Origin of the sequence: Streptomyces sp. NPDC050121, from assembly GCF_044460385.1 — a bacterium.
In the GTDB taxonomy this organism is placed as follows: Bacteria; Actinomycetota; Actinomycetes; order Streptomycetales; family Streptomycetaceae; genus Streptomyces; species Streptomyces soliscabiei.
The window spans coordinates 472,795-492,893 of the sequence record NZ_JBITJV010000001.1; the positions used below are offsets into that span (position 1 = coordinate 472,795).

At 69.0% G+C, this 20,099-nt stretch carries 18 protein-coding genes and 2 pseudogenes; 4 read left to right on the forward strand and 16 right to left on the reverse strand.

Features of this window, described 5'->3' with window-relative positions; genetic code table 11:
• Positions 1–36 precede the first annotated feature (36 nt).
• Entirely contained in the window at positions 37–909 is an 873-nt protein-coding gene (locus ACIBTS_RS02160) for a carbohydrate ABC transporter permease (RefSeq protein ID WP_319675305.1), read from the reverse strand.
• Positions 910–947: 38 nt separating this feature from the next.
• Positions 948–1,937, reverse strand: a complete 990-nt coding sequence (locus tag ACIBTS_RS02165; protein WP_399315900.1) for an ABC transporter permease — start codon at positions 1,935–1,937, stop codon at positions 948–950.
• Positions 1,938–2,207: 270 nt separating this feature from the next.
• On the opposite strand from ACIBTS_RS02165, the gene ACIBTS_RS02170 reads away from it, so the two are divergent.
• Positions 2,208–3,200: an acetylxylan esterase gene (locus tag ACIBTS_RS02170; RefSeq protein WP_319675297.1), complete on the forward strand. Its 993-nt coding sequence runs from the start codon at positions 2,208–2,210 to the stop codon at positions 3,198–3,200.
• A 13-nt stretch (positions 3,201–3,213) separates the two neighbouring features.
• Here ACIBTS_RS02170 and ACIBTS_RS02175 read toward each other — a convergent pair whose 3' ends face one another.
• From ACIBTS_RS02175 to ACIBTS_RS02185, 3 genes are all read right to left on the reverse strand, one after another.
• Positions 3,214–4,914, reverse strand: coding sequence for a TlrC/CarA/OleB/SrmB family ABC-F type ribosomal protection protein (locus ACIBTS_RS02175; protein ID WP_399315901.1), 1,701 nt, complete (start codon positions 4,912–4,914; stop codon positions 3,214–3,216).
• Between the two features lie 374 nt (positions 4,915–5,288).
• Entirely contained in the window at positions 5,289–5,882 is a 594-nt protein-coding gene (locus ACIBTS_RS02180; protein WP_399315902.1) for a VOC family protein, read from the reverse strand.
• A 155-nt stretch (positions 5,883–6,037) separates the two neighbouring features.
• Positions 6,038–7,102 (reverse strand): lytic polysaccharide monooxygenase, encoded by a 1,065-nt coding sequence (locus ACIBTS_RS02185; RefSeq protein WP_399315903.1) that lies wholly within the window; start codon positions 7,100–7,102, stop codon positions 6,038–6,040.
• 66 nt (positions 7,103–7,168) lie between these two features.
• Here ACIBTS_RS02185 and ACIBTS_RS02190 point away from each other — a divergent pair, with 66 nt between their 5' ends.
• Positions 7,169–7,465 carry a hypothetical protein gene (locus ACIBTS_RS02190; protein ID WP_399315904.1) on the forward strand — a complete coding sequence of 99 codons (297 nt, stop codon included), beginning with the start codon at positions 7,169–7,171 and terminating at the stop codon, positions 7,463–7,465.
• Between the two features lie 536 nt (positions 7,466–8,001).
• Here ACIBTS_RS02190 and ACIBTS_RS02195 read toward each other — a convergent pair.
• From ACIBTS_RS02195 to ACIBTS_RS02240, 10 genes and pseudogenes are all read right to left on the reverse strand, one after another.
• Positions 8,002–8,898, reverse strand: coding sequence for a DUF6282 family protein (locus ACIBTS_RS02195; RefSeq protein WP_399315905.1), 897 nt, complete (start codon positions 8,896–8,898; stop codon positions 8,002–8,004).
• Entirely contained in the window at positions 8,885–9,598 is a 714-nt protein-coding gene (locus ACIBTS_RS02200; protein WP_399315906.1) for an RraA family protein, read from the reverse strand. Before ACIBTS_RS02200 ends, ACIBTS_RS02195 begins: the two co-directional genes overlap by 14 nt.
• Complete coding sequence (locus ACIBTS_RS02205) at positions 9,595–11,811, reverse strand: isocitrate/isopropylmalate family dehydrogenase (protein WP_399315907.1); 2,217 nt, start codon at positions 11,809–11,811, stop codon at positions 9,595–9,597. The genes ACIBTS_RS02200 and ACIBTS_RS02205 overlap by 4 nt, the downstream gene beginning before the upstream one ends.
• Entirely contained in the window at positions 11,808–12,626 is an 819-nt protein-coding gene (locus ACIBTS_RS02210; RefSeq protein WP_399315908.1) for an alpha/beta fold hydrolase, read from the reverse strand. Before ACIBTS_RS02210 ends, ACIBTS_RS02205 begins: the two co-directional genes overlap by 4 nt.
• Positions 12,623–13,558, reverse strand: coding sequence for a hypothetical protein (locus tag ACIBTS_RS02215; RefSeq protein ID WP_399315909.1), 936 nt, complete (start codon positions 13,556–13,558; stop codon positions 12,623–12,625). Before ACIBTS_RS02215 ends, ACIBTS_RS02210 begins: the two co-directional genes overlap by 4 nt.
• A gap of 358 nt (positions 13,559–13,916) precedes the next feature.
• Positions 13,917–14,843, reverse strand: a complete 927-nt coding sequence (locus tag ACIBTS_RS02220; protein ID WP_399315910.1) for a LysR family transcriptional regulator — start codon at positions 14,841–14,843, stop codon at positions 13,917–13,919.
• 118 nt (positions 14,844–14,961) lie between these two features.
• Complete coding sequence (locus tag ACIBTS_RS02225) at positions 14,962–16,206, reverse strand: multidrug effflux MFS transporter (protein ID WP_399315911.1); 1,245 nt, start codon at positions 16,204–16,206, stop codon at positions 14,962–14,964.
• Positions 16,207–16,338: 132 nt separating this feature from the next.
• Positions 16,339–16,536, reverse strand: a complete 198-nt coding sequence (locus ACIBTS_RS02230) for a 4-oxalocrotonate tautomerase family protein (protein ID WP_356058151.1) — start codon at positions 16,534–16,536, stop codon at positions 16,339–16,341.
• Between the two features lie 170 nt (positions 16,537–16,706).
• The gene (locus ACIBTS_RS02235) at positions 16,707–16,856 is read right to left on the reverse strand and encodes a hypothetical protein (RefSeq protein ID WP_399315948.1); all 150 of its coding nucleotides are present in this window, start codon (positions 16,854–16,856) and stop codon (positions 16,707–16,709) included.
• 79 nt (positions 16,857–16,935) lie between these two features.
• Positions 16,936–17,086: pseudogene (locus ACIBTS_RS02240) on the reverse strand (DDE endonuclease); the annotation flags it as partial.
• 430 nt (positions 17,087–17,516) lie between these two features.
• Between ACIBTS_RS02240 and ACIBTS_RS02245 the strand changes: the two are divergent.
• Entirely contained in the window at positions 17,517–18,140 is a 624-nt protein-coding gene (locus ACIBTS_RS02245; protein WP_399315943.1) for an IS630 family transposase, read from the forward strand.
• A 579-nt stretch (positions 18,141–18,719) separates the two neighbouring features.
• Here the strand turns inward: ACIBTS_RS02245 and ACIBTS_RS02250 are convergent.
• Positions 18,720–19,669 (reverse strand): annotated as a pseudogene (locus tag ACIBTS_RS02250) (IS481 family transposase).
• Positions 19,670–19,732: 63 nt separating this feature from the next.
• Between ACIBTS_RS02250 and ACIBTS_RS02255 the strand changes: the two are divergent.
• Positions 19,733–19,987, forward strand: a complete 255-nt coding sequence (locus ACIBTS_RS02255) for a transposase (RefSeq protein WP_399315912.1) — start codon at positions 19,733–19,735, stop codon at positions 19,985–19,987.
• Positions 19,988–20,099: the final 112 nt, after the last annotated feature.

Genomic DNA, 20,099 nt, shown 5'->3' on the forward strand with positions numbered 1-20,099 from the left:
GGCCTTCGACGGAGACCGGGGTGCTGGGTATGCGGCTCATCCCTTGACCGCGCCGAGCATCACGCCCGAGACGAAGAAACGCTGGACGAACGGATACACGCAGAGGATCGGCAGCGACGTCAGCACGATCGTGACCGCCTGGATGTTCGCCCCGACCTGGCTGAGCTGCTCCGTGCCGGCACCGGCGTTGCCGCCCGTGGTGGCGCCTGAGATGAGATTGCGCAGATAGACGGTGGCCGGCATGAGTTCCGTCCGGTCCAGGTATAGGAACGCCGAGAACCAGGAGTTCCAGAACGACACGGAGTAGAAGAGCACCATCGTCGCGATGACGGCTTTGGACAGCGGCAGCACGATCCTGAGCAGCACGCCGTAGGTGCTCAGCCCGTCGATCTCCGCGGCCTCCTCCAGTTCGGTCGGCAGGCTCTCGAAGAATGCCTTCATCACCAGCAGATTGAAGACGCTGATCGCGTTCGGCAGGGCGATCGCCCAGACCGAGTTCTTCAGGCCCATGCTGGTGACCAGGACGTAGTTGGGGATCAGCCCGCCGGTGAAGAACATGGTGAACACGGCGACGCCGACGAGAAAGCCACGGCCCTTGAGATTTCGTTTCGACAGGACATAGGCGTAACACGTCGTCAGGACCATGGCGACGACGGTGGAGACGACCGTGTAGAGCACGGTGTTTCCGTAGTTTCGCCAGAAAATCGAGTCCTGGAAGACGATTCTGTACGTGGTGAGGTTGAACCCCTTGGGCCACAGACTCACTTCACCGGCGCGGATCTGCCGTTCGCCGCTGAACGAGCGGGCGATGATGTTGACGAAGGGATAGAGCGTCACGAGCACGACGAGGGTGAGGACCACCCCGTTGACGCCCTGGAAAACGCGGTAACCGCGCGTGGGCTGGTTCACGGAGGTGCGCGGACGCGGGGTTCGGGGGGGCAGGAGGCTCACCACAGGCTCGTCCCCACCGTGCGTCGCGACACCTGGTTCGCGCTGGTGATCAGCACCAGGCCGATGATCGCTTCGAACAGGCCGATGGCGGCGGCGTAGCTGAAGCTGTTGGACTCGACGCCGGCGCGGTAGAGGTACGTGGAGACCACGTCGGCCGTCGGATAGGTCAGCGGGTTGTACAGCAGCAGGACCTTCTCGAAGCCGACCACCATGAACGTGCCGATGTTGAGGATCAGCAACGTGATCATGGTGGGCCGGATTCCGGGCAGGGTGACGTGCCAGATCTGCCGCCAGCGGTTCGCGCCGTCGATGCGGGCGGCCTCGTAGAGGTCCTCGTCGATCGTGGTGAGGGCCGCGAGGTAGAGGATCGTGCCCCAGCCGGCCGTCTGCCAGATCTCCGAGCCCACGTAGATCGTGCGGAACCAGCCGGGTTCCTGGATGAACCGCACCGGGTCGTGACCGAACCAGCCCAGCACATGGTTGACCGGGCCGTCCGTGGCCAGCATCTGCATCGTGATACCCGCGACGATCACGACCGACAGGAAGTGCGGAAGATACGAAATCGATTGCACGAACCGTTTCAGAGAACGCCGGCGCACCTCGTTGAGCAGCAGGGCCAGGACGATCGGGATGGGAAAGCAGAACACCAGCGTCAGCCCGCCGAGCCACAGCGTGTTGCGGAAGACCTGCCAGAAGGTCGGGTCGGTCAGGAACATCCGCACATAGCGCAGCCCCACCCACTGCTCCCCCAGGATCGAACCGCCCGGTTCGTAGCGGCGGAAGGCGATCACGTTGCCGATCATCGGCAGATAGCGGAAGACCAGGAAGAACAGCAGCGGCAGCACGGCCAGCGAGTACAGCTGCCAGTCCCGTCGCACTGCCCGCCGCCAGCCGCGGCGCGCGGTCAGCGGTGTGGGACCGTGCCGGGTCTCGGGCGGAGGGTCCTGGGTTCCTGGAGGTGGGGCCGATGTGGTGGAGGTGCTCATGCTCGGGCCTCCCGGGGCGTGTTCGAAACGCTCGACTCGCAGCGCGTGATCTCGAAACTTTCGTGCCCTTACCGGTAACTCTGCGGCAACGTAAGGGGTTACGGAAAGCGCTGTCAATGGGTGCTGCACACCGGACTGGTGGGACGTCTGAGGGCGTTGGAATCCCTCACGGGCGGGGTACAACCGGAGAGTCGGGTGCTACCGTCCTCCGCAAATTTCTGTACGAGCTACGCAACGATCGATCGCCCACAACCCCTGCGAGGTGCCCCTGTGCCCGCGTTCGACCTGCCGCTGCCCGAACTGGAACGCCACCGACCCGAGCCCGACGAACCCGCCGACTTCGACGCGTTCTGGAGCGAGACGCTGAAGGAGGCCGCGCAGCATGAGCCCCTTGTGTCGGTGGATCCCGTCGAAACCGGTCTGCGTCTGACACAGACCTGGGACGTGACGTTCCGGGGTTTCGCGGGAGACCCGGTGCGGGCCTGGTTCAGCCTTCCCTCCGGCGCGCGGGAACCGCTTCCCGCGGTCGTCGAGTACGCCGGCTACGGGCGCGGCCGCGGTCTCCCCCACGAGCGCCTGACCTGGGTGAACGCCGGTTGTGCCCACCTGCTGATGGACAACCGCGGCCAGGGCGACCAGTACGGCAACGGGGGCGCCACCCCCGACCCGCACGCCGGCGCGCCCGGCGGCCCCGGCCCGGCCGTCCGGGGCCTGCTCTCCCCGCGGGACTACCACTACCGCCGGCTGATCACGGACGCGGTGCGCGCGGTGACGGCGGTCCGGGCGCTGCCGGGCGTGGACCCCGCCCGCACGGTCGCCGCCGGGAACAGCCAGGGCGGCGGACTCGCCCTGGCCGTCGCGGGCCTGGTCCCCGACCTGGCCGCCGTCCTCGTCACGGCACCCCTGCTGTGCGGCATCCGGCGTGCCCTGGACCTCACCGACGCGGGGCCTTACGGCGAGATCGCCGCCTACCTCTCCGTTCACCGCGGCAGCGAAGAAACCGCCTACCGAACGCTTTCCTACGTGGAAGGCGCTTCCTTCGCCCGCCGTGCCCATGCACCCGCCCACTTCGGCACGGGCCTGCGCGACACGGTCTGTCCGCCGAGCGGGGCGTACGCCGCCTTCAACCGGTACGGGGAGCTGAGCGGCGGCGCGGATCCGCGGCGGGAGATCCACCCGTACCCGTACAACGGACACGAGGGGGGTGAGGCCGAACAGGTGCGACGCCAACTGCACTGGCTGGCAGAGCAGTTGGCCGAGTGAGGTCAGCCCGTCGTCACCGCCTGCTCCCAACGGCACCCTCGACGAGTTCCAGCCGGGAACCGGTGAACCGCGCCCGCATCCGGCGATCGTGCGTGACCAGCACCAGCGCACCCGCGTAACCGGTCAGCGCCTCCTCCAACTCCTCCACCAGGGAAGGCGACAGGTGATTGGTGGGCTCGTCCAGCAGAAGCAGGTTCACCGGTTCGCTCACCAGCCGGGCGAGCTCGATCCGCCTTCGCTGCCCGTATGACAACTCACCGATTCGCAAACCGAGTTGGCGGGGCTCGAAAAGTCCGAGCGACAGCAGTCGGTCGGCGTGTTCGTCCCGGTCGCCGGGACGGCCGTGGGCGAACGCCGCCAGCACGGTCAGCTCGGGCGGCCACGGCACCTCCTCCTGCCGCAGGTGCCCCACCCGGCCGGAAACCTTCACTGTTCCGGCGTCCGGCCGCAGTTCGCCGGCCAGGACGCGCAGCAAGGTGCTCTTGCCTGCTCCATTGGGGCCGGTGACCAGCAGCCGTTCGGTGGGGTCGAGATGCAACTCGGGCACGGTCAACCGGCCTTGCACGATTACGTCGTCCAGCCGGGCGGCCGGCCCGTCGTCCGTCCTGCCCGCGGTGTCGATGCGGGCGGCGAAGGTCAGCGGGTCCGGCGGCGGCGACACCGGGTTCGCGGTGAGCCGCTCGCTCCGTTCCTTGGCGTTACGGATCCGGCTCATCGCACCGTGCGCGCGACCCCGGGCACGGAAAGCGCCATGGCCGAACCCCGCCTTGGCCATCTTGCGCGGGATGCCGTCCAGACGAACCATGTTGGATTCGGCCAGCCGACGGCTGCGCTCGAGTTCGGCACGCCACTCGTCGTACTGCTGCTGCCGCCGACGGCGTTCGGCGGCCTTGGCGGCGAGATAACCGGCGTAACCGTTTCCGTGGCGGGTGACTCGGCCGTCGTCCACTTCCAGAACGGTGGTCGTAAGCCGTTCCAGGAACACCCGGTCGTGGGTGACCGCGACGACTGTGCCCCGGTGGGCCCGCAGATGGTCCTCGAGCCAGCCGACGGCCCGGTCGTCGAGGTCGTTGGTCGGTTCGTCGAGCAACAACAGCTCGGGCCGGGGCGCCAGCGTCGCGGCCAGGGCCAGCCGTGACCGCTCGCCGCCGGAGAGCGTGCCGAGCCTGCGGTCCCGGGACAGCCCCGGCAGACCGAGCCCGTGCAGCGCGGCGTCGACGCGGGTGTCGGCGCCGTAGCCGTCGCGCGCTTCGTACTGTCCGGTCAGCCGGGCGTACGTGGAAAGGGCGGCATCCAGTTCCGCGCCCTCGGCCGCCTCCGCCAATTCGGCCTCGGTGCGCCGCAGTTCCGACTCCAACGCGCGGAGCTCCGACAGCGCCAGGTCGACGGCATGCTGGACGGTGGCCTCTGCGGGCAGGCCGAGGGTCTGGGCGAGGTAACCGGTTCCGCCGGGTGCCACCACGGTGATCTCCCCCAGGTCGGGGCGCTCGTCGTCGGCGAGGAGACGGAGCAGCGTGGACTTCCCCGCCCCGTTGTCGCCGATGACTCCGGCCTTCTCGCCGGGGGCGAGGTTGAAGGAGATCTGATCGAGCACCGTGTGGTCGTCGTAGCGCTTGGTGACGCCGTGCAGGGAGAGCTGGGAGGACCGGGAGGACCGGGAGGACCGGGAGGACCGGGAAAGCGGTGAGGAGGGCGAGGATGTTGACGCACGCATGTGAAAGCCCCTGTTTCTCGGCCGTGCGGAAGGCCGATGGAACGGATTCGATGAGGAATCAGCACGCCACGACGACGGAGCGGGGCTCTGCAGCAGCACTGTGTGCCGCTGTCGAAGCCGTACGCCACGGCAGAAACCGTGCGGTACGGCCGAGCAGTGCTCTACGCGGTCGGACGGGGGGCGATCACAGAGTTCCCATGCCGAAAAACGTACGCGTGGGTCCGCATGCCGGGCAAGGCCTTTTCGGCCGACCGCCGGTCTGTGGCATCAACAGCCCGCACGACGTCTGGAGCGCGATGAACCGGATCTGATCCGGAATCTAGAGAGCGGCAAGGCCCACCACCACTGCCCGGTACTCGACGAAAGCGGCGAAATCACCGCGTGACGTGGAACTCGTTCCCGCCGGCGTCGAGGAACTCGCCGGGTTCCCAGTCGCGGTGGGTGACCTCCAGCCGCAGCCTGTTCCTCGCCTTCTTCAAAGCCGCGGGCGGCCCCATCACCAGCGAGACCGTGCCGACGGGAGTGCGGCGCAGCCGGACGCACGAGTCGTGGGACTCGACCGCGTGCCAGTCGGCCTGGGACTGCCAGAAGGCCGACTGCGCGTAACGATCCTCCTCCGCGACGTCGAGGCAGATCGCGACGAGGCCGGAGTCGGCGAGCACACCGGGGTGACCGGGACGCAGCACGCAGAACTCGTTGCCCTCGGGATCGGCCAGCACGTCCCACGGGACGTCCCCCTGGCCGATGTCGACCCGCCGCGCACCGAGTGTGAGCAGGCGCGCCACCTCGGCCGCCCAGTCGGGCCCCCCGGCCAGGTCGAGGTGGAGCCGGTTCTTGTGCGCCGTCTTCGGCTTCGCGGCCGGCACAAACCGCAGTCGCAGGCCGCCCGTCAGGCCCCGCGTGGCGTCCGACCAGAAGCGGTTCATCCGCGCGACATCCAGCGCGTCGATCACGATCCCGGTCAGCATCCCGTTCCCCCAAGCCGTCGAACCTGTCGCCTGCTCATGGCACCGTCCGGGCGGGGCGCCCAGGGCCGCCCCATTCCCCGGTGCGGCAGGTCCGGCTCGCGGACCCGGTGGCACGCGGCTCGCCGCTCACCGGGTCCGCTCAGAGTCGCTGTGGCTCAACCGACCCTACAGGGAAGGCTTGTGGCGCTGTCCCCGTCCGAGCCGGACACGACATATCCGAACGTCGTACTCTGGCCGGGACTCAACGAGCCGTTCCAGTCGGTGTTGTGGACCATCACCGCCTGCCCGTTGTACGTCGCGTTGCCGCTCCAGAGGCTGACCACCGACTGACCGCCGGGCAGCGTCCAGTCGACCATCCAGCCGAGCATCGGGACATCGCCGGAGTTGGTGACGGTCACCTCGGACTGGTAGCCGCCGCTCCAGCTGTTGGTGGTCCTGCGTGTCGCGGTGCAGGTGCCGGGGACGGGCTCGCTGGGGTTGCCCGGTTCGTGGATACCGGTCACCTCGCCGTTTCCGCCGTCGAAGACGACGTCGGAGCAGGAGTAGAAGGTCTCGGCGCTGTCCGAGCGCTGCCAGACCATGTAGATGATGTGGCGCCCGGACTTGTTGGCGGGGAGTCGGCCGGTCCAGGAGTAGTTGGCCTCGACCGTGCCGGGGCTGCCGTTGAGCGGCGGGTGGTCGACGGAGAGGAACGGCTGGTCCTCCATGGCGTCCCAGGTGAGGGGCTTGGTGGGGTCGAAGCCGTCCTTGGTGACGTAGACGTAGAACCAACCCGGGTGTGCCGCCCAGGCGTTGTAGGAGAAGTCGACGGACGCGCCCGAGGTGAGGTGGGTGAGCGGCCAGTCGTTGCGGGGCGCGTTGAAACCGGTGAAGTTGGCGTTTCCACCGCTGCACAGCTGGCCGTCCGGCACGAAGCCGCGGGTGCGGCCCGCCCCGTCGGAGCGCAGCACCGAGAACCAGTTGTAGAACGGCGTGGTGCCGCTTACCTGTTGCGCGTTGCGGCAGGCCGGGTTGATCGGCTTGATCTCACCGGTGTCGGTCAGCCCGTCCTGCCAGCACAGGAAGGTGCGGCTGCCGGGTTTCATGGGGGTGCCGTGGGCCTCGGCCTTCCCGCCGGCCGTGACGATCAGACCGAGGGCGGGGACGGTGGCCAGCAGGGCCAGGAGGACGAGGAGAAGGGCTCTGGCACGTAACCGCGATTTCGTTTCTGACGTGATCATGACAGATTGCATGGCAAATGAGTCCGCCTTCCGTGTACGGACCGCGCGGGCAAGGAAGCAGTGCGGATGTGGACGCAGGTGGGTGCAGGAGTGCAGGTGGGTGCAGGAGTGCAGGTGGGTGCAGGAGTGCAGGTGGGTGCAGGAGTGCAGGTGAGCGCAGGAGTGCAGGTGAGCGCAGGGGCGCGAAGCGGGAGCCTCCCGGACCCGGGCCCGACAGGTTCCGGTCCGCCGGGCACGAGCCTTTATGGGAGCGCTCCCACTTCACCTGTGGCGGAAGATAGCGCCGTACGGCCCAGTTGTAAACGGGCGCGCACGGCGCTCCTGCGAGTGGTGCGGGATCGGCGGAGGGCCGCACCCCCTTGACCGGGGATGCGGCCCTCGAAAGCCGTGCCGTGACGCTTGCGATTCGCCTGCGGAACCGCTCGCTTGATCCTTACTTGCGGATCAGACTGCGCAGCACGTAGTGAGACATGCTTCGATTGCCACGCCCCCTCTGTCACAGGCGCTAATCGACCGGATCGTCGCCATCCTGCGCCGGGCAGGCTCTCAGGCCAGTGCACGTCGTGGACGCGGAGCGCCACACCGGACGGCCGAGGGCTGCGGCCCCCCAAGCGCGACCGTGCCCTGTGTCATCGCCTCGACGTCACCGACGCCCCGAGCCTTGACCACTGCCAGCCGTCATGTGCGAACATCGCACGCACCGACCGACACGCCGACGAACTCCCGCCGACACGCAGCCGGAGGCGACGACGCGAGGTGCTGTTCTCGCTCACCAGGCTGGTGCTGCTGGTGGCCACGGTCGTCTTCTGCGCCCTGAGCGTGCGCGGGAACGTCCGCCTCTTCGACCGCTGAACCACGAGCGGGCGGACCCTGAGCAACCTGGGTCCGCCCGAAGTGGATCACAGGCTGAGCATCCTCGCCGGAGCGTCGCGCGTGACCTCCGCGATCCGCGCCTCGTCCAGGCCCGCCTTCGCGAACCAGCTCTCGCTGCTGGCCCGCCACTCCCCGATGTCCATCTGGGAGGTCTGCCCCAGGTCGGAGCTGTACACCACCCGCGGGACCCGGGCGAGGACCTCTGAGAAGTCGTCCCAGTCCTGATAGCCGAGCAGGTGGGTGAGCGCGGTCTGCTCGGTGTAGACCTGCTTTGCCGACGTGATGTCGAGCAGGTCGGCGCAGGTCAGACCGGTCAGCGGGTTGGCCGGCTGGTTGAGCATCAGACGGGGGGTGTCGAGCCGTACCGCCTCCTCGACCAACAGGCGCACCTCCCGTCCGTCGGCGTGTCCTGTGGAGATCACGATCGGCAGGTCGCGGGCCATGCGCAGCAGCTCACGCGCCTCGGCGCGCAGGGCGCCGTCCTCGCCCGTGACGGTGAGCGGGCGCAGACCGTCCGCCAGCAGCGGGTGGGCGGGCGTGCGGGCGAGCCGGCTCTTGTGGGCGCGTCCGGTCACCGTCGGGAGGTGGACGATGAGCCGCAGGCCGCTGTCCTCGCCGTGCTGGATGACCGCCTGCCGCACCGGCCTGAGGTCGAGGCCGCCCGCGATGTCGTTGAGCACGATCGACCCCGACACCGGCAGGCCCTGCCGACGGGCCTCCCAGGCCTGGGCCGCGGTGGAGCCCAGGTGGTTCTTCAGCACCACCCAGCCGCCGAGCCGCGCGTAGTGGGCACCGGCCTCGGCCGCCGTCCACCGCCGTACGTAGGCGTCCGGGCCGGAGTGGTAGTGGACATCGATGAATCGGGCCTGTTCTGCCGTGGGCGCGGGCTGAACGTCGGCCGGGTGTACGTCAGCCGACGTCATCGTGGCCCCTGTCCTCCCACGGACGCGCGTAGCCGAAGCGGGCGCGGGCCTCGTCCAGCCGGGTGCCGTCCGCCGCGGCCTCGCGGATACGGCGTTCCGTCCGCCCGACGGCCTCGGCCCTGCGTACGACCTCCTCCATCAGGTCGGCGGGGATGCGCAGCGCTCCGTTGTCGTCCGCGAAGACCAGGTCGCCGGGCGTGACGAGGGTGCCGGCGATGTCCAGGCCGACCCCGGTCCGGTCCAGCACGACCCGGTTCTTGCCGCTGACCATGCTGACGGCGGTGCTGAAGAGCGGGTAGCCAGCCTCGCGGCTCTCCCGTACGTCCCGGACGGATCCGTGCACGACGGTGCCCGCGACCTCCCGGCGCAGCGCCACCGAAGTGAGCAGGGAACCCCAGTTGGTGCAGGCGTGGGTGCCGCCGTTGTCGACGACCACCAGGGAGCCGGGCGGGACGTCGTCGATGTAGTCGGCCGCGTTGTGGAAGGCCCCGTCCTCCTCGACGGGCCGGTAGCGGACGGTGAACGCCGGGCCGAACGCGACGGTGCCGGGCGTGCGCGGCCGGATGCCGGGCAGCACGCACGGCGCGGCGCGCAGGCTGTCGACGGCGTCGGACAGGGCGGCCGTGTCCAGCCGCGCGAGCCGGGCGCGCAGCGCGCTGTCCAGGGTGTCCAGGAAGGAGGCGGCGGGTGCGGTGGTCATACGGTTTCCTCCGGAATCCGGCGGGCAATGGTCCAGGCGGCGAACTGGGCTGCGTAGTCGGCGACTTCGGGGCCTCGGTTGGGGACGGTCAGCTCGCTGGTCCGCTCCCCCGCCCCGTCGCTCACGGTGCAGACGAGACGGACTGTGCCGGTGTGGTGCTCACGGCTTCCGGTGTCCCAGGTCGCGTCGAGCACCGCGGAGATCGCGCCGCCGGATCCAGCCTCAACCGACCCGCCTGCGGCGGCCAGTTCCGCCCCGAGTCGGCCGCCGGTCACCCGGTCCTCCACGTGGAGTGCCAGACCGCGCCCCGCGAGCAGCGCAGCGAGTTCCTGCACGGCGGTCCGCTCCCGATCGGTGACGACATGTCCGGCGAGAACGGCGTCCAGCCGCTTCGCCAGTTCCCCGGCGGCCTCGGGCGGGCAGTCGACGCGGATGTCCACGTACGGGTAGTGCCAGCGGTAGGCGGGCTTGACGCTCAGTCCCTGGTCCCTGACGACGGTGTCGACCGCGGCGGCGGCGTCCGCCTCGATGAGGCCGAGGGTGCGGCGGAACACGGTGCTGACGGCGTCCGGTTCGGGCAGGTGGCCGAGGCCGTCGCGGAGCACGGTGTCGAGCATCGGCAGGCACTCGCGCGGAGGGCCGGGAAGCATCACCACGGTGGTGCCCTGGACGTCGACGCGGCAGCCCCATGCGGTGCCGCCGGTGTTGGGCAGCAGTCGCGCGCCTTCCGGGAAGAGCGCCTGGCGGCGGTTGTCCTCGTGGACGGCGACCCCGAAGCGGGTCAGCCGTTCGACGACGCCCTGCCAGGCCTCCTCGCGGTGTTCCAGGGGGCGGCCCAGGGCGCGGGCGACTCCGACCCGGGTCACGTCGTCCGAGGTGGGGCCGAGTCCGCCGATGACGACGACCACGTCGTCCCGGCCCAGACCGGCGCGGACGGCATCCGCGATCGCCGCCTCGTCGTCGCCGACGGTGTGCCGGATGCGCACGGGCAGCCCCCGGGCGGCGAGCCTGCGGGAGGCCTCGGAGGCGTTTGAGTCCTCCAGGGCGGCACGCAGCAGTTCGTCCCCGACGGTGACGACGGCGGCGGTGTACGCGCTCGGGGCGGCACCGAGGGCCGCGGCACCAAGGGCGTCGAGCACGGACGCGGCGCACTCCCCCGTGGTCGACGTGCCGCCGAGGTCGTACGTCACCCGGTCGCGGCGGCGGGCGACGTGGGCGGCCGCGCCCCGTATCTCGTTCGCGGCCTCGGTGAACCCGAGGTGCTCCAGGAGCAGGCCGATGGTGAGGAAGGCGGCGAGCGGGTTGGCGCGGCCGGTGCCGGCCAGGGCCGGGGCGCTGCCGTGCACCGGCTCGAAGTAGTTCCCGTGCTCGCCGATGTTGGCGCTGGGCGCGAGGCCCAGGCCGCCCATGACCCCGCCACCGAGGTCGGACAGGATGTCGCCGAACATGTTCTCGGCGACGATCACGCCGAAGCGCTCCGGGCGCCGCGCCATCCACAGGGCGACGGCGTCCACGTTGAGGATCTCGTACTCGATCCCAGGGTACCCGGCGGCGATCTCCTCCAGCCGCTCGCGGGCGAACGCGCTGCTGTGCCGCAGGACGTTCGGTTTGTCGGCGAGCGTGACCAGGGGGTGGCCGTGGGCCCGGGCGTGCTCGAAGGCGAAGCGCAGGATGCGGTCGAGGCCGTGGCGGGTGAGCATCCGCACGCTCGCCGCGGTGCCGTCCGGACCGCTTCGGCGGGCGTTGGGGTGCTCGGCGACGAGCGGCCACATCGGCTCCGGCACCCGGCTCCAGTCGAGACCGGCGTAGAGGCCCTCGGTGTTCTCCCGTACGACGCAGAAGCGGTACGGGGTGCCGCCGAGGTGGTTCTCGACGGGGCGGAGGTTGGCGAACAGGTCGAGGCGCTGGCGGAGTTGGATGATGGGCGACACATAGTGCGGGGCCCGGTCGCGCAGCGGTGGTGCGAGGTCGTCCAGGGCCTCGCGGCCCGGCTTGCTGGTGGTCGCGCCGAGCAGTACGGCGTCGCTGCGGCCGATCAGGTCCCAGGTGCGCTGCGGCACCGGGTCACCCTCGCTGCGCCAGAACTCCCAGCCGATGTCGCCGCGTTCGAGGGTGAGAGGCAGACCGAGGGCGTCGATCACCGGGAGCGCCGCGTCGAGTACCTCGGGGCCGATGCCATCGCCGGGCAGGACCGCGACGGTCTTCCTGCTCATGTGTCCTTCTTCGTCAGGGGATGGCCGAGGAACGCCGTGATGGCCCGCCGGGTTGCTTGCGGCTGATCGGCGTGCGGGCGCATGCCCGCCCGCGGGATGCCGACGCGGGTGTGCCCGGGGCCGGCGGCGAGGTGACGGCGCTGGACGAGCCGGGACTCGGTGCCGTAGACGTGCAGCAGATTCCCGGGGAACGCCTCGACGTGCTGCCGGGCGTCGGCACCGCGCAGCAGACGCAGGCCGTCGGCCAGCCGCCGCCCGGCCGACGGATCGTCTCCCAGAGGGTCGGAACCTTCCGTGGCTGCCGTGGCTTGCGGTGCGGGGATGTCGTCCGGGCCGCGGACGACCTCGTGGAGCAGGCGCACCGCGGTGGCCGTGCCGTGGGAGGACACGGCGGCGGCGACGCGTTCCAGTGCCGCGTCGAGCGGCCCGTCGGCCACCGTGGGCGCGGAGAGCAGGACGACGCGGGCCCGCCTGGTCCACGGCCGGCCGAGGAGGTGCTGGACGACCGCGCCGCCCAGGGCGTTGCCCACCAGCAGGTCGGGGTCGTCGGCGCCGAGGACGTCCGCCCAGCGGGCGGCGAGCGCGGTCAGGTCGTCGCCGTCGCGCAGCAGGGACAGAGTGTCGTACACCGTCACCCGGTACTCCGCCGTCAGCGCCTGCGCGACGGGGGCGAGGAAGGCGCCCCGGTCCCACTGCCCCATGACGGGCGCGAGGACAGCCGCGGTACGAGGAGCCCGCCCGTCGCCGAGTCGTACGGCGACCGGCGCCGACGCACTGGTGTACGTCGGCACCGGCGTCGCGGAGTGCGAGGTCACGCCGCGACCGCCGCGGAGGTGAGTTCGCGGGCGGCGCTGAAGGCGGCGCCGATGTGGTCGGCGGGCAGTTTGCCGCGTTCCTCGACGGACAGGTCGAAGTGGCCGAGGACCAGGTCGGGCAACGGCAGGGAGGGCGTGGCCTCGGGGATCTCGGTCTCCATGCGGTGGGCGAGGGTGAGGATCCTGCCGAGGTCGTAGCGGTCGGCCTGGCCGGCCCGCGCCAGGTAGGCCAGCCACTGCTCGGTGATCAGGTTGCCCGGCCCCTTGCCCATGCCCAGGACCGAGGAGTCGATCCAGGTGGCGCCGGCGTCGACCGCCGCGATGGAGTTGGCCAGGGCCAGGCCGAGGTTGTTGTGAGCGTGCAGACCGATGGCGGAGCCGGTCACCGAGCGCACCAGGGTGACCAGTCGGGAGACCTCGTCCGGCAGGAGGCTGCCGTTGGAGTCCGCCAGGTAGATCACGTCCGCCCCGGCGTCCTCGGAGAGCACGGCGAGTTCGACCAGCCGGCGGCGGTCCAGCTGACTGACCCGGGTGATGTTGACGGTGGTGGTGAAGCCGATGTCGGCGGCCCTGCGGAGCATGGCCAGCCCCGGCTCGGGGGTCTTCGACGGCAGGCAGAACCGTACGAGCCGTACGCCCGCGTCGTACATCCGCGTGAGGTCGTCGTCGACGATGTTCTTCGGGTGCAGGATCATGCAGATGCGCTCGGGCGGTATGACCTCGGCGACGGCCCGTATGTAGTCGTCGGCGCCGACACCGGTCAGCCCCACACCCGGCTTGGGCTGGAAGGATCCCTTCCGGTAGCCGATCTCGACCCACTCGGTGCCTGCCGCCACGCTCTCCCGGGCGTGGTGCAGGGCGTAGTCGAGCGAGAAGCCGAAGTTGTTGCGATAGCCCCCGTCCCGCAGCGTCACATCAAGGTTGGTGACCATGTGTCTCCTCCGTTGGCTGTCCGTGGTGGCGGTGGTAGCGGTGGTGAGCACGGAGGGGCGCGTCGTCGAGCCCTCGGTCGCGGTCGATGGGTCGCATCGTGAACCGCGACGGAATATCGGCACCATTCGGACGCCGATATTTTTCGTCCCCCGTTACCGTTTCGCACTGCAACGGGCCTGCATGGCGGATCGGCGGATTCCCGGACGGAATCACGCCGGACAGGCCCGGAGTTCTCTGCGGTGCAGCTGCCTTGTCGTATTGCTGAGCGCAATCCCCCAAAGGCGTCATGAACGTTATCATCGTCGACATCGGCAGAGCAAGTGCCGCTTGTTTCGACTATATGAAATCGAATCGCACTCAGTTCAATTTCCCGAGAATGTCCGCATTCTCCTCGGCGACCTGCCGACGCACCCGGGAACAGGCCTCGGAAAGCATCGAGGACCACTTCTGGTCACTGTCCGGGCGAAGCGCGAGTGACATTCGCATGGTGATCGGAAAATTGACGAGCCTTTTAAGCGCGACGCGCCGTGAGGACACTGCACTCATCGCCGTCGGATACACCAGGGTCCAGCCGACCGAGCCTGCGCCGATTTCGGCCAGGGTGTCCTGAAGACCGGTGAAGGGCGGGCCGATCACCGGTTCGAAACCGGCCTCCCGACAGGCCAGCAGCACCGAGTCGTAGAGCACCTCGTTCTGGCCCCGATCGGCGATACGCAGCGGGATCTCGGCGAGATCATGCAGGTGGAGGGCGGGTTTTTCGGCCAGAGGGTGCGCGGCCGGCAGGGCCACCACCAGCGGGTCGTACCAGAGGGTGAGCAGGGTCAGCCCCGGCGCGCTCTCGACGCCCCGGACGAAGGCGGCGTCCAGCGCGCCGGCCCGCAGTTCCTCCAGACGTTCCTGCACGCCGAGTGTCTGGAATTCGAAGCGGGTGCTCGACTCGTGCCGGGGCAGGGCGTCCAGGAAATAGTCGAGTCGCCGCCCGAGCGCCGAACTGATACCGAGCCGGAAAGTGTCGCTCTCCCGCGCCACCATTTTTCTGGCCTTGGCTGAAAACGAATCCACCGCGCGCAGGATCTCCTGCGCCTCGGCCAGTAGTTCCCGGCCGATCGGCGTGAGTTGAACAGTGCGACGGGATCGGTCGAACAGATCCGCGCCCAGTTCCCTTTCCAGCCGCCGGACCTGCTGGCTCACGGCCGGCTGCCCGATATTCAGACGCTCGGCGGCTCGGCCGAAATGAAACTCCTCGGCCACGGCCACGAAGTACTGGATCTGACGCAATTCCACTGGGCCCCCGTACCCCCTGCCAGGCAGGGTCACTGTCACGGAGGTGATCTTCCCACGCCTCACAGGATTTGCGGCAGAAATTTACTGTCCATATACCTGCCCCGGCCCGCGATCTGTTCTAGCCCACCCCCACTGGCGCGGGTTCCTCGGCCGCAGCCGTCGTCCGCCGTGCGGCCAGCGTCAGGAAGACACGGAAGGCCGCGACTCCCAGCAGGGAAGCGATGACGACGTACCAGCCGAGGCTGAACAGGTCCCCCGCGGGCAACTGACTGACCGTGAAGATGCCGAGCGAGGCACCGAGCAACTGGAGCGCGCCCATCAGCCCGGAGGCCGAGCCCGCGGTCGACCGGAAGGTGGTCACGCCGGCGCTCATGGACAGTGGCAGCAGGAATCCGTTCCCGAAGGTCATCACCGGCATGAAGACCAGGACCAGCAGCCCCCACCGCTCCCCCGCGCCGCTGAGTCCCAGCGCCAGCATCATCAGGGCGCCGGCGAAGAAGAACCCGTGCCCCCACCACAGGAGCCGGTCGATCGCACGGGTACGCACCAGGCTGCGCGAGGTCAGATTGCCCGCCACATAGGCGACCGAGACGGTGATGTAGCAGTAGCTGGTGGTCACCGTGGCCAGGCCCATCCGCTCGAAGATCAGCGGGGAGGCGGCCAGGTAGCCGAAGTAACCGCCGTACGCCACCACCAGATTGAGGGTGTAGGCCCAGAACAGGGGATGGGTGAGCAGCCGCGGGTAGCCGCGCAGCGTGGCGCCCAGGTGCTGACTGCGCCGCTCGGGCGGCAGGCTCTCGGGCACCCAGCCGACCATGACGACCAGGGTCAGGAGGCCGATCAGGGCGGTCACCACGAACGGCGCCCGCCAGCTGACGTACGTGGTCAGATAGCCGCCGACCAGCGGGGCGATCGAAGGAGAGACGCCCACGATCGGCATGACCGTGGCGAACATCCGGGCCGCTTCCTTCTCCTCGTACAGATCGCTGATGACCGCGCGGCCGATCACCATGCCCGATCCGGCGCCCAGCGCCTGCAGCAGCCGACCGGCGCCGAAGACCCCTATGGTGGGCGCGCCTGCGCAGATCAGGGAGGCGACGACGAAGACGCCCAGCCCGGAGACGATGACGCGTTTGCGGCCGTAGGCGTCCGACAGCGGCCCGTACACCGCCTGCGAGACGGCGATGCCGATCATGAAGGCGCTGAAGGTCCACTGGACCGACGAGACGGGAGCGCCGAGGGCGTGCGCGGTGGCGGGGACGCCCGGGAGGTTGATGTCGGAGGCGAACAGGCCGCCTGCGTTGAGCGAACACAGCACGGCGAGCAGCAGCGCGTACGGCGTGCGTGCCGGGGCGGTCGTCATGAACGGCTTCCCTGAGGTCAAGAGGGTCAGGAGGCGGGCGGGCGGCCGGTGTCCGGCCGCGGTCCCGGAGCCGGTCCGGACCGGAACGGGGGAGGTCCGGCCCGGACCGGCGGTCCACGGAGGCGGAGGCCGTCAGCTCCGGGCCGCGCGGGCCGCAAGGGTCTCCCCGGCGATCGACCAGCTGTCGGTGGCGATCTCCTGGACGGTGACCCAGACGCTCTCCGGCTTCGCCCCGGTCGCCCGCACATAGGCCTCGGTCAGCTCACGCACGAGCTCGCTCTTCTGCTCGGTGGTCTTGCCGGGGGTCTGCTGAACGTGGATGAGAGGCATGGACGTCTCCGATCGGGCCTGGCGAGGAATACGACGGGGTCCGCGCCGCACACCTGGGCGGCGCTCCGTCATGGATCAAGTCCAGCACCGGCGCACCGCCCGACCCAGACGCAATCCGCTCTGGGGGCGATCACGATTCGTGATGAGCCTCGGGGCGGGGTATACGGTCCTCAGCGAGCGGGTGGGGTGAGGATCGTGCGGTTGAACGGCCCGCTGTGCGCGGCGGCGTACTCGACGGCGTCGTTGACGGCGTCGAGGGAGAAGATCCGGACCTGTTCGGGGTCGTGATCGAGCGCCGGTGACTCGATGAGCCGGATCATGCCGACGTTCGCCGAGCGGGGGTATGTCCACGCCCGCGCACAGTGACCGAATTACGCGCGGTTGGTCGTGGTGCTGCGCCGACCAGATGCCTTCGACCGGGTTCAGGTCCGGTGCGCAGGGCGGGAGTTGGTAGACGGTGAGCCAGCCCCGTTCGGCAAATGTCCCGGACCAGCACGACCGGGCGGCCGAGCCGCCGGTGCGCGGTCTGGATCAGGTCGCCTTCGTCCCTCCTCACAGACTCACGTCAGCGTCCTTTCGGACCCGAACACCGGTCCGCCATCCGGCGAGTTGGCCGGACTGCGACGGAAAGGCCGACGCTCGTGCCGTCCCGGTTTCTTCTGGCCTTTCTGCCTGCCGGACTTCGCTTCATGAGCCGTCCTGTCCCGCTGGAGACGTCAGGCCTCCTCACGGTCGGCCCGCCACCGGCCCTGTCCGGGCGACGGCCTCCGTCGAGGTTTCCACGTTCCGCGGGTGCGAGATCCGCCCGGATCGGGCGCCCCCCATGTCCCGGGGCGGTGGTGTCATCGCGGACGGCGTGCAGCTGGGACTATCACGAATTCGGTGTTCACCACTCGGTTGACGTAGAGATTTGTCGTTGATCTGGTCGGCCTACACTCGCAGGGGCTGTTGCGGGATAGCGATTCGTCCGGGACGCCTGGCTGGCCCGGAGCCGGGGACGTCCTGGCTCGGGCAGGGACGAATGGAACAAGATCCGGGACGTGGTCGGGCTCTATCTGGCCCCGTCGGCGAACGCGGTGGTCTTCTCGGTCGACGAGAAACCGCAGATCCAGGCACTGGAACGGACCGCACCCGTGCTCCCGATGCTGCCCGGTGTCCCCGAGCGGCGCAGTTTCGACTACATCCGGCACGGCACCGCCGATCTGTTCGCGGCGCTGGACACCGCCATCGGGAAAGTGATCGGCAAGGTGTCCGCCCGTCATGCCGCCGAGGACTTCGGCGACTTCCTGGACCTGCTCGACCACGAGGTGGAACCCGGCCTGGCAGTCCACGTGATCTGCGACAACCTCTCCGCGCACAAGGCGCCAGTCGTGCAGAAGTGGCTGGTGGCCCACCCATGTTTCGCTCTGCACTTCACACCCACGTACTCGTCGTGGATCAACCAGGTAGAACGCTGGTTCGCGGAACTGCAGCGCCGCTGCCTGGAGAAATGGATCGAGGTCTGGAACGAACAGGCCCGCCCGTTCCGCTGGACCAAGACAGCCGACCAGATCATCGACCGGATCTGCCGCTACTGCGACAGGATCTCCGGACCAGCTCACTAGCGGCGCTCGTTCGCCACACGCTCGCAAGGACAGAAGAACCCCGCACCTGGTACCAGGTGCGGGGTTCTTCGTCGTCGTAGGAAGCGCAGCTCCGCTCCGGCAACAGATCGCGTGCGATCATGCTCGCAGGCGCGTCTTCCGCCCTCACATCAGGTCAAGAACCGGCAAGTTGGCGCAGCACGTAGTGCGACATGCTTCGATTGCCGTTCTCAACCCCATTTCACCGCCGCCGTTTGGCCTCACTCTCGACCAACCACACAAAACGCCTGGTCAGAGGCGTGTCGAGGGATACCAATAGGCCCTAACTCGCAGTTGGTGAAGCACCTCAGTTCACATGCTTCGGTTGCGGTACTTGAGATCGCCACCTCCCCTGAAATCCGACGTTGCGATCGACCCGGGGTCCGAGCCGAGCTTCCGCGCTTGGCACCGGCTTCGTCGGTCATGGGCGGGCATGGCAGCGCTGCTGCGGGCAGGCGAAGACCAGTCGTCCTGAGCGAAACAGACGCGTTCGGCTGACGAGTCGAGAGCGGCTAGTACGTGAGGAAGGAAGGCTGTCGGTGTGCAACCGACGATGATCGTTTACGCCTGGGGCGCGGTCTTCTGCTTGAGGCGTACGTAGGGAGTCCGGCCGCCGAGGCGCCGCCGTGTGGGCGATGGTAGTTGTAGTAGTCCTCCCACTCGCGCAGCTTGTCGTTGAAGACCTCGGCGTCGTCGATGATGACGCCTTCCAGGAGCCGGTAGAACTCCTCGCCGTCGATCCGGTGAGAGCGTTCGACCTTCCCGTTCAGGCGCGGTGTGCGGGGCTTTATGTAGGCGTGGCCGATGCCTTTGTCGAGCACGTGGAAGTGGAAGGCGGACTGGAACTCGGCGCCGTTGTCCGTCTGGATGACCTCCACCTGGAACGGCAGCCTCTGCAGGACGTAGTCGACGAACTGGATGGCAGTGGCCTGGTTGAGCGTCGGACAGATCTTCAGGACCCGCAGCCGGGTGCAGTCGTCGATCGCCGTGAACGGGTAGTACTTGTTGCGGCCGCCGCGCCGGCCCTGGGGCATGGAGGCGAGCGGTTCGATGAACTTCACGTCGATCTGCACGCGGTGGCCGGGCAGCTGCTTCTCGTAGCGCTTCCAACGGCGGTCGTGGTGCTTGTACTGCTGAGAGGCCGGCAGGCGGCCCATGTCCAGGCGCTTGAGGATCCGCCACACGCCCGACTTGCTGATCGTGACGTCGTGATACCGCTTGAGGTACATCGCGATCTTCTCGGGCCCGAAGTGGTAATTCTGCCGGAGATAGATGATCTTCCCGACGACCTCAACGTGCGTGGCGTTTGGGCTGTGCTTGGGCGCCTTCGAGCGAGTGCGCAGTCCCTCGATGCCCTCGGCTTGGTAGCGGCGATACCAGATGTAGTAGGCCTGCCGACTGATGCCGAAGTACCGGCAACTCATGGCGACGTTGCCGGTGACCTCTTCGACATGGCGTATGACGGCCAGGCGCCGCTTGGCCTCGCGATCGAGCGGCGGTGTCTTCGACATGTGGATCTCCTAGTGATCAGAGACCCAGGTGTCAACGATGATCGGCAGTTTTAGACTCAGCGCATGCGCCATCCGCAGGCCGAGGCACGCGAGCGGGAGAAAGAGCTCCTCCAGCTCGTTCACGAAGATGCGCCAGAGCTGCTGGAGTTGCCTGGCATCGGCGCGATCACTGGAGCACAGATCCTGGTCAGCCGGCCGCACCAGGGCCGATTCGGCTCCGAAGCGGCCTTCGCCTCCTTCGCAGGGGTCACACTGATCCCCGCCTCCTCGGGTCTGACCACAAACACCGGCTCAACCGGGGCGGCGACCGCCGGCTGAACCGAGCCATGCACACCATCATCCTGATCAGGACGCGACTGGACCGCGCCACCAAGACGTACGTCGCCCGCCGTGTCAGCGAAGGCTAGAGCTCCCGCGACGCGCAGCGGTG

Coding starts and splice junctions, on each gene's coding strand:
- ACIBTS_RS02175 (WP_399315901.1), bottom strand. CDS start 4,914: ATGCGTGCGTCAACATCCTCGCCCTCCTCACCGCTTTCCCGGTCCTCC.
- ACIBTS_RS02185 (WP_399315903.1), bottom strand. CDS start 7,102: ATGATCACGTCAGAAACGAAATCGCGGTTACGTGCCAGAGCCCTTCTC.
- ACIBTS_RS02195 (WP_399315905.1), bottom strand. CDS start 8,898: ATGACGTCGGCTGACGTACACCCGGCCGACGTTCAGCCCGCGCCCACG.
- ACIBTS_RS02180 (WP_399315902.1), bottom strand. CDS start 5,882: ATGCTGACCGGGATCGTGATCGACGCGCTGGATGTCGCGCGGATGAAC.
- ACIBTS_RS02235 (WP_399315948.1), bottom strand. CDS start 16,856: ATGATCCGGCTCATCGAGTCACCGGCGCTCGATCACGACCCCGAACAG.
- ACIBTS_RS02165 (WP_399315900.1), bottom strand. CDS start 1,937: ATGAGCACCTCCACCACATCGGCCCCACCTCCAGGAACCCAGGACCCT.
- ACIBTS_RS02205 (WP_399315907.1), bottom strand. CDS start 11,811: ATGAGCAGGAAGACCGTCGCGGTCCTGCCCGGCGATGGCATCGGCCCC.
- ACIBTS_RS02190 (WP_399315904.1), top strand. CDS start 7,169: ATGTGGACGCAGGTGGGTGCAGGAGTGCAGGTGGGTGCAGGAGTGCAG.
- ACIBTS_RS02255 (WP_399315912.1), top strand. CDS start 19,733: ATGCGCCATCCGCAGGCCGAGGCACGCGAGCGGGAGAAAGAGCTCCTC.
- ACIBTS_RS02200 (WP_399315906.1), bottom strand. CDS start 9,598: ATGACCACCGCACCCGCCGCCTCCTTCCTGGACACCCTGGACAGCGCG.
- ACIBTS_RS02225 (WP_399315911.1), bottom strand. CDS start 16,206: ATGACGACCGCCCCGGCACGCACGCCGTACGCGCTGCTGCTCGCCGTG.
- ACIBTS_RS02215 (WP_399315909.1), bottom strand. CDS start 13,558: ATGGTCACCAACCTTGATGTGACGCTGCGGGACGGGGGCTATCGCAAC.
- ACIBTS_RS02230 (WP_356058151.1), bottom strand. CDS start 16,536: ATGCCTCTCATCCACGTTCAGCAGACCCCCGGCAAGACCACCGAGCAG.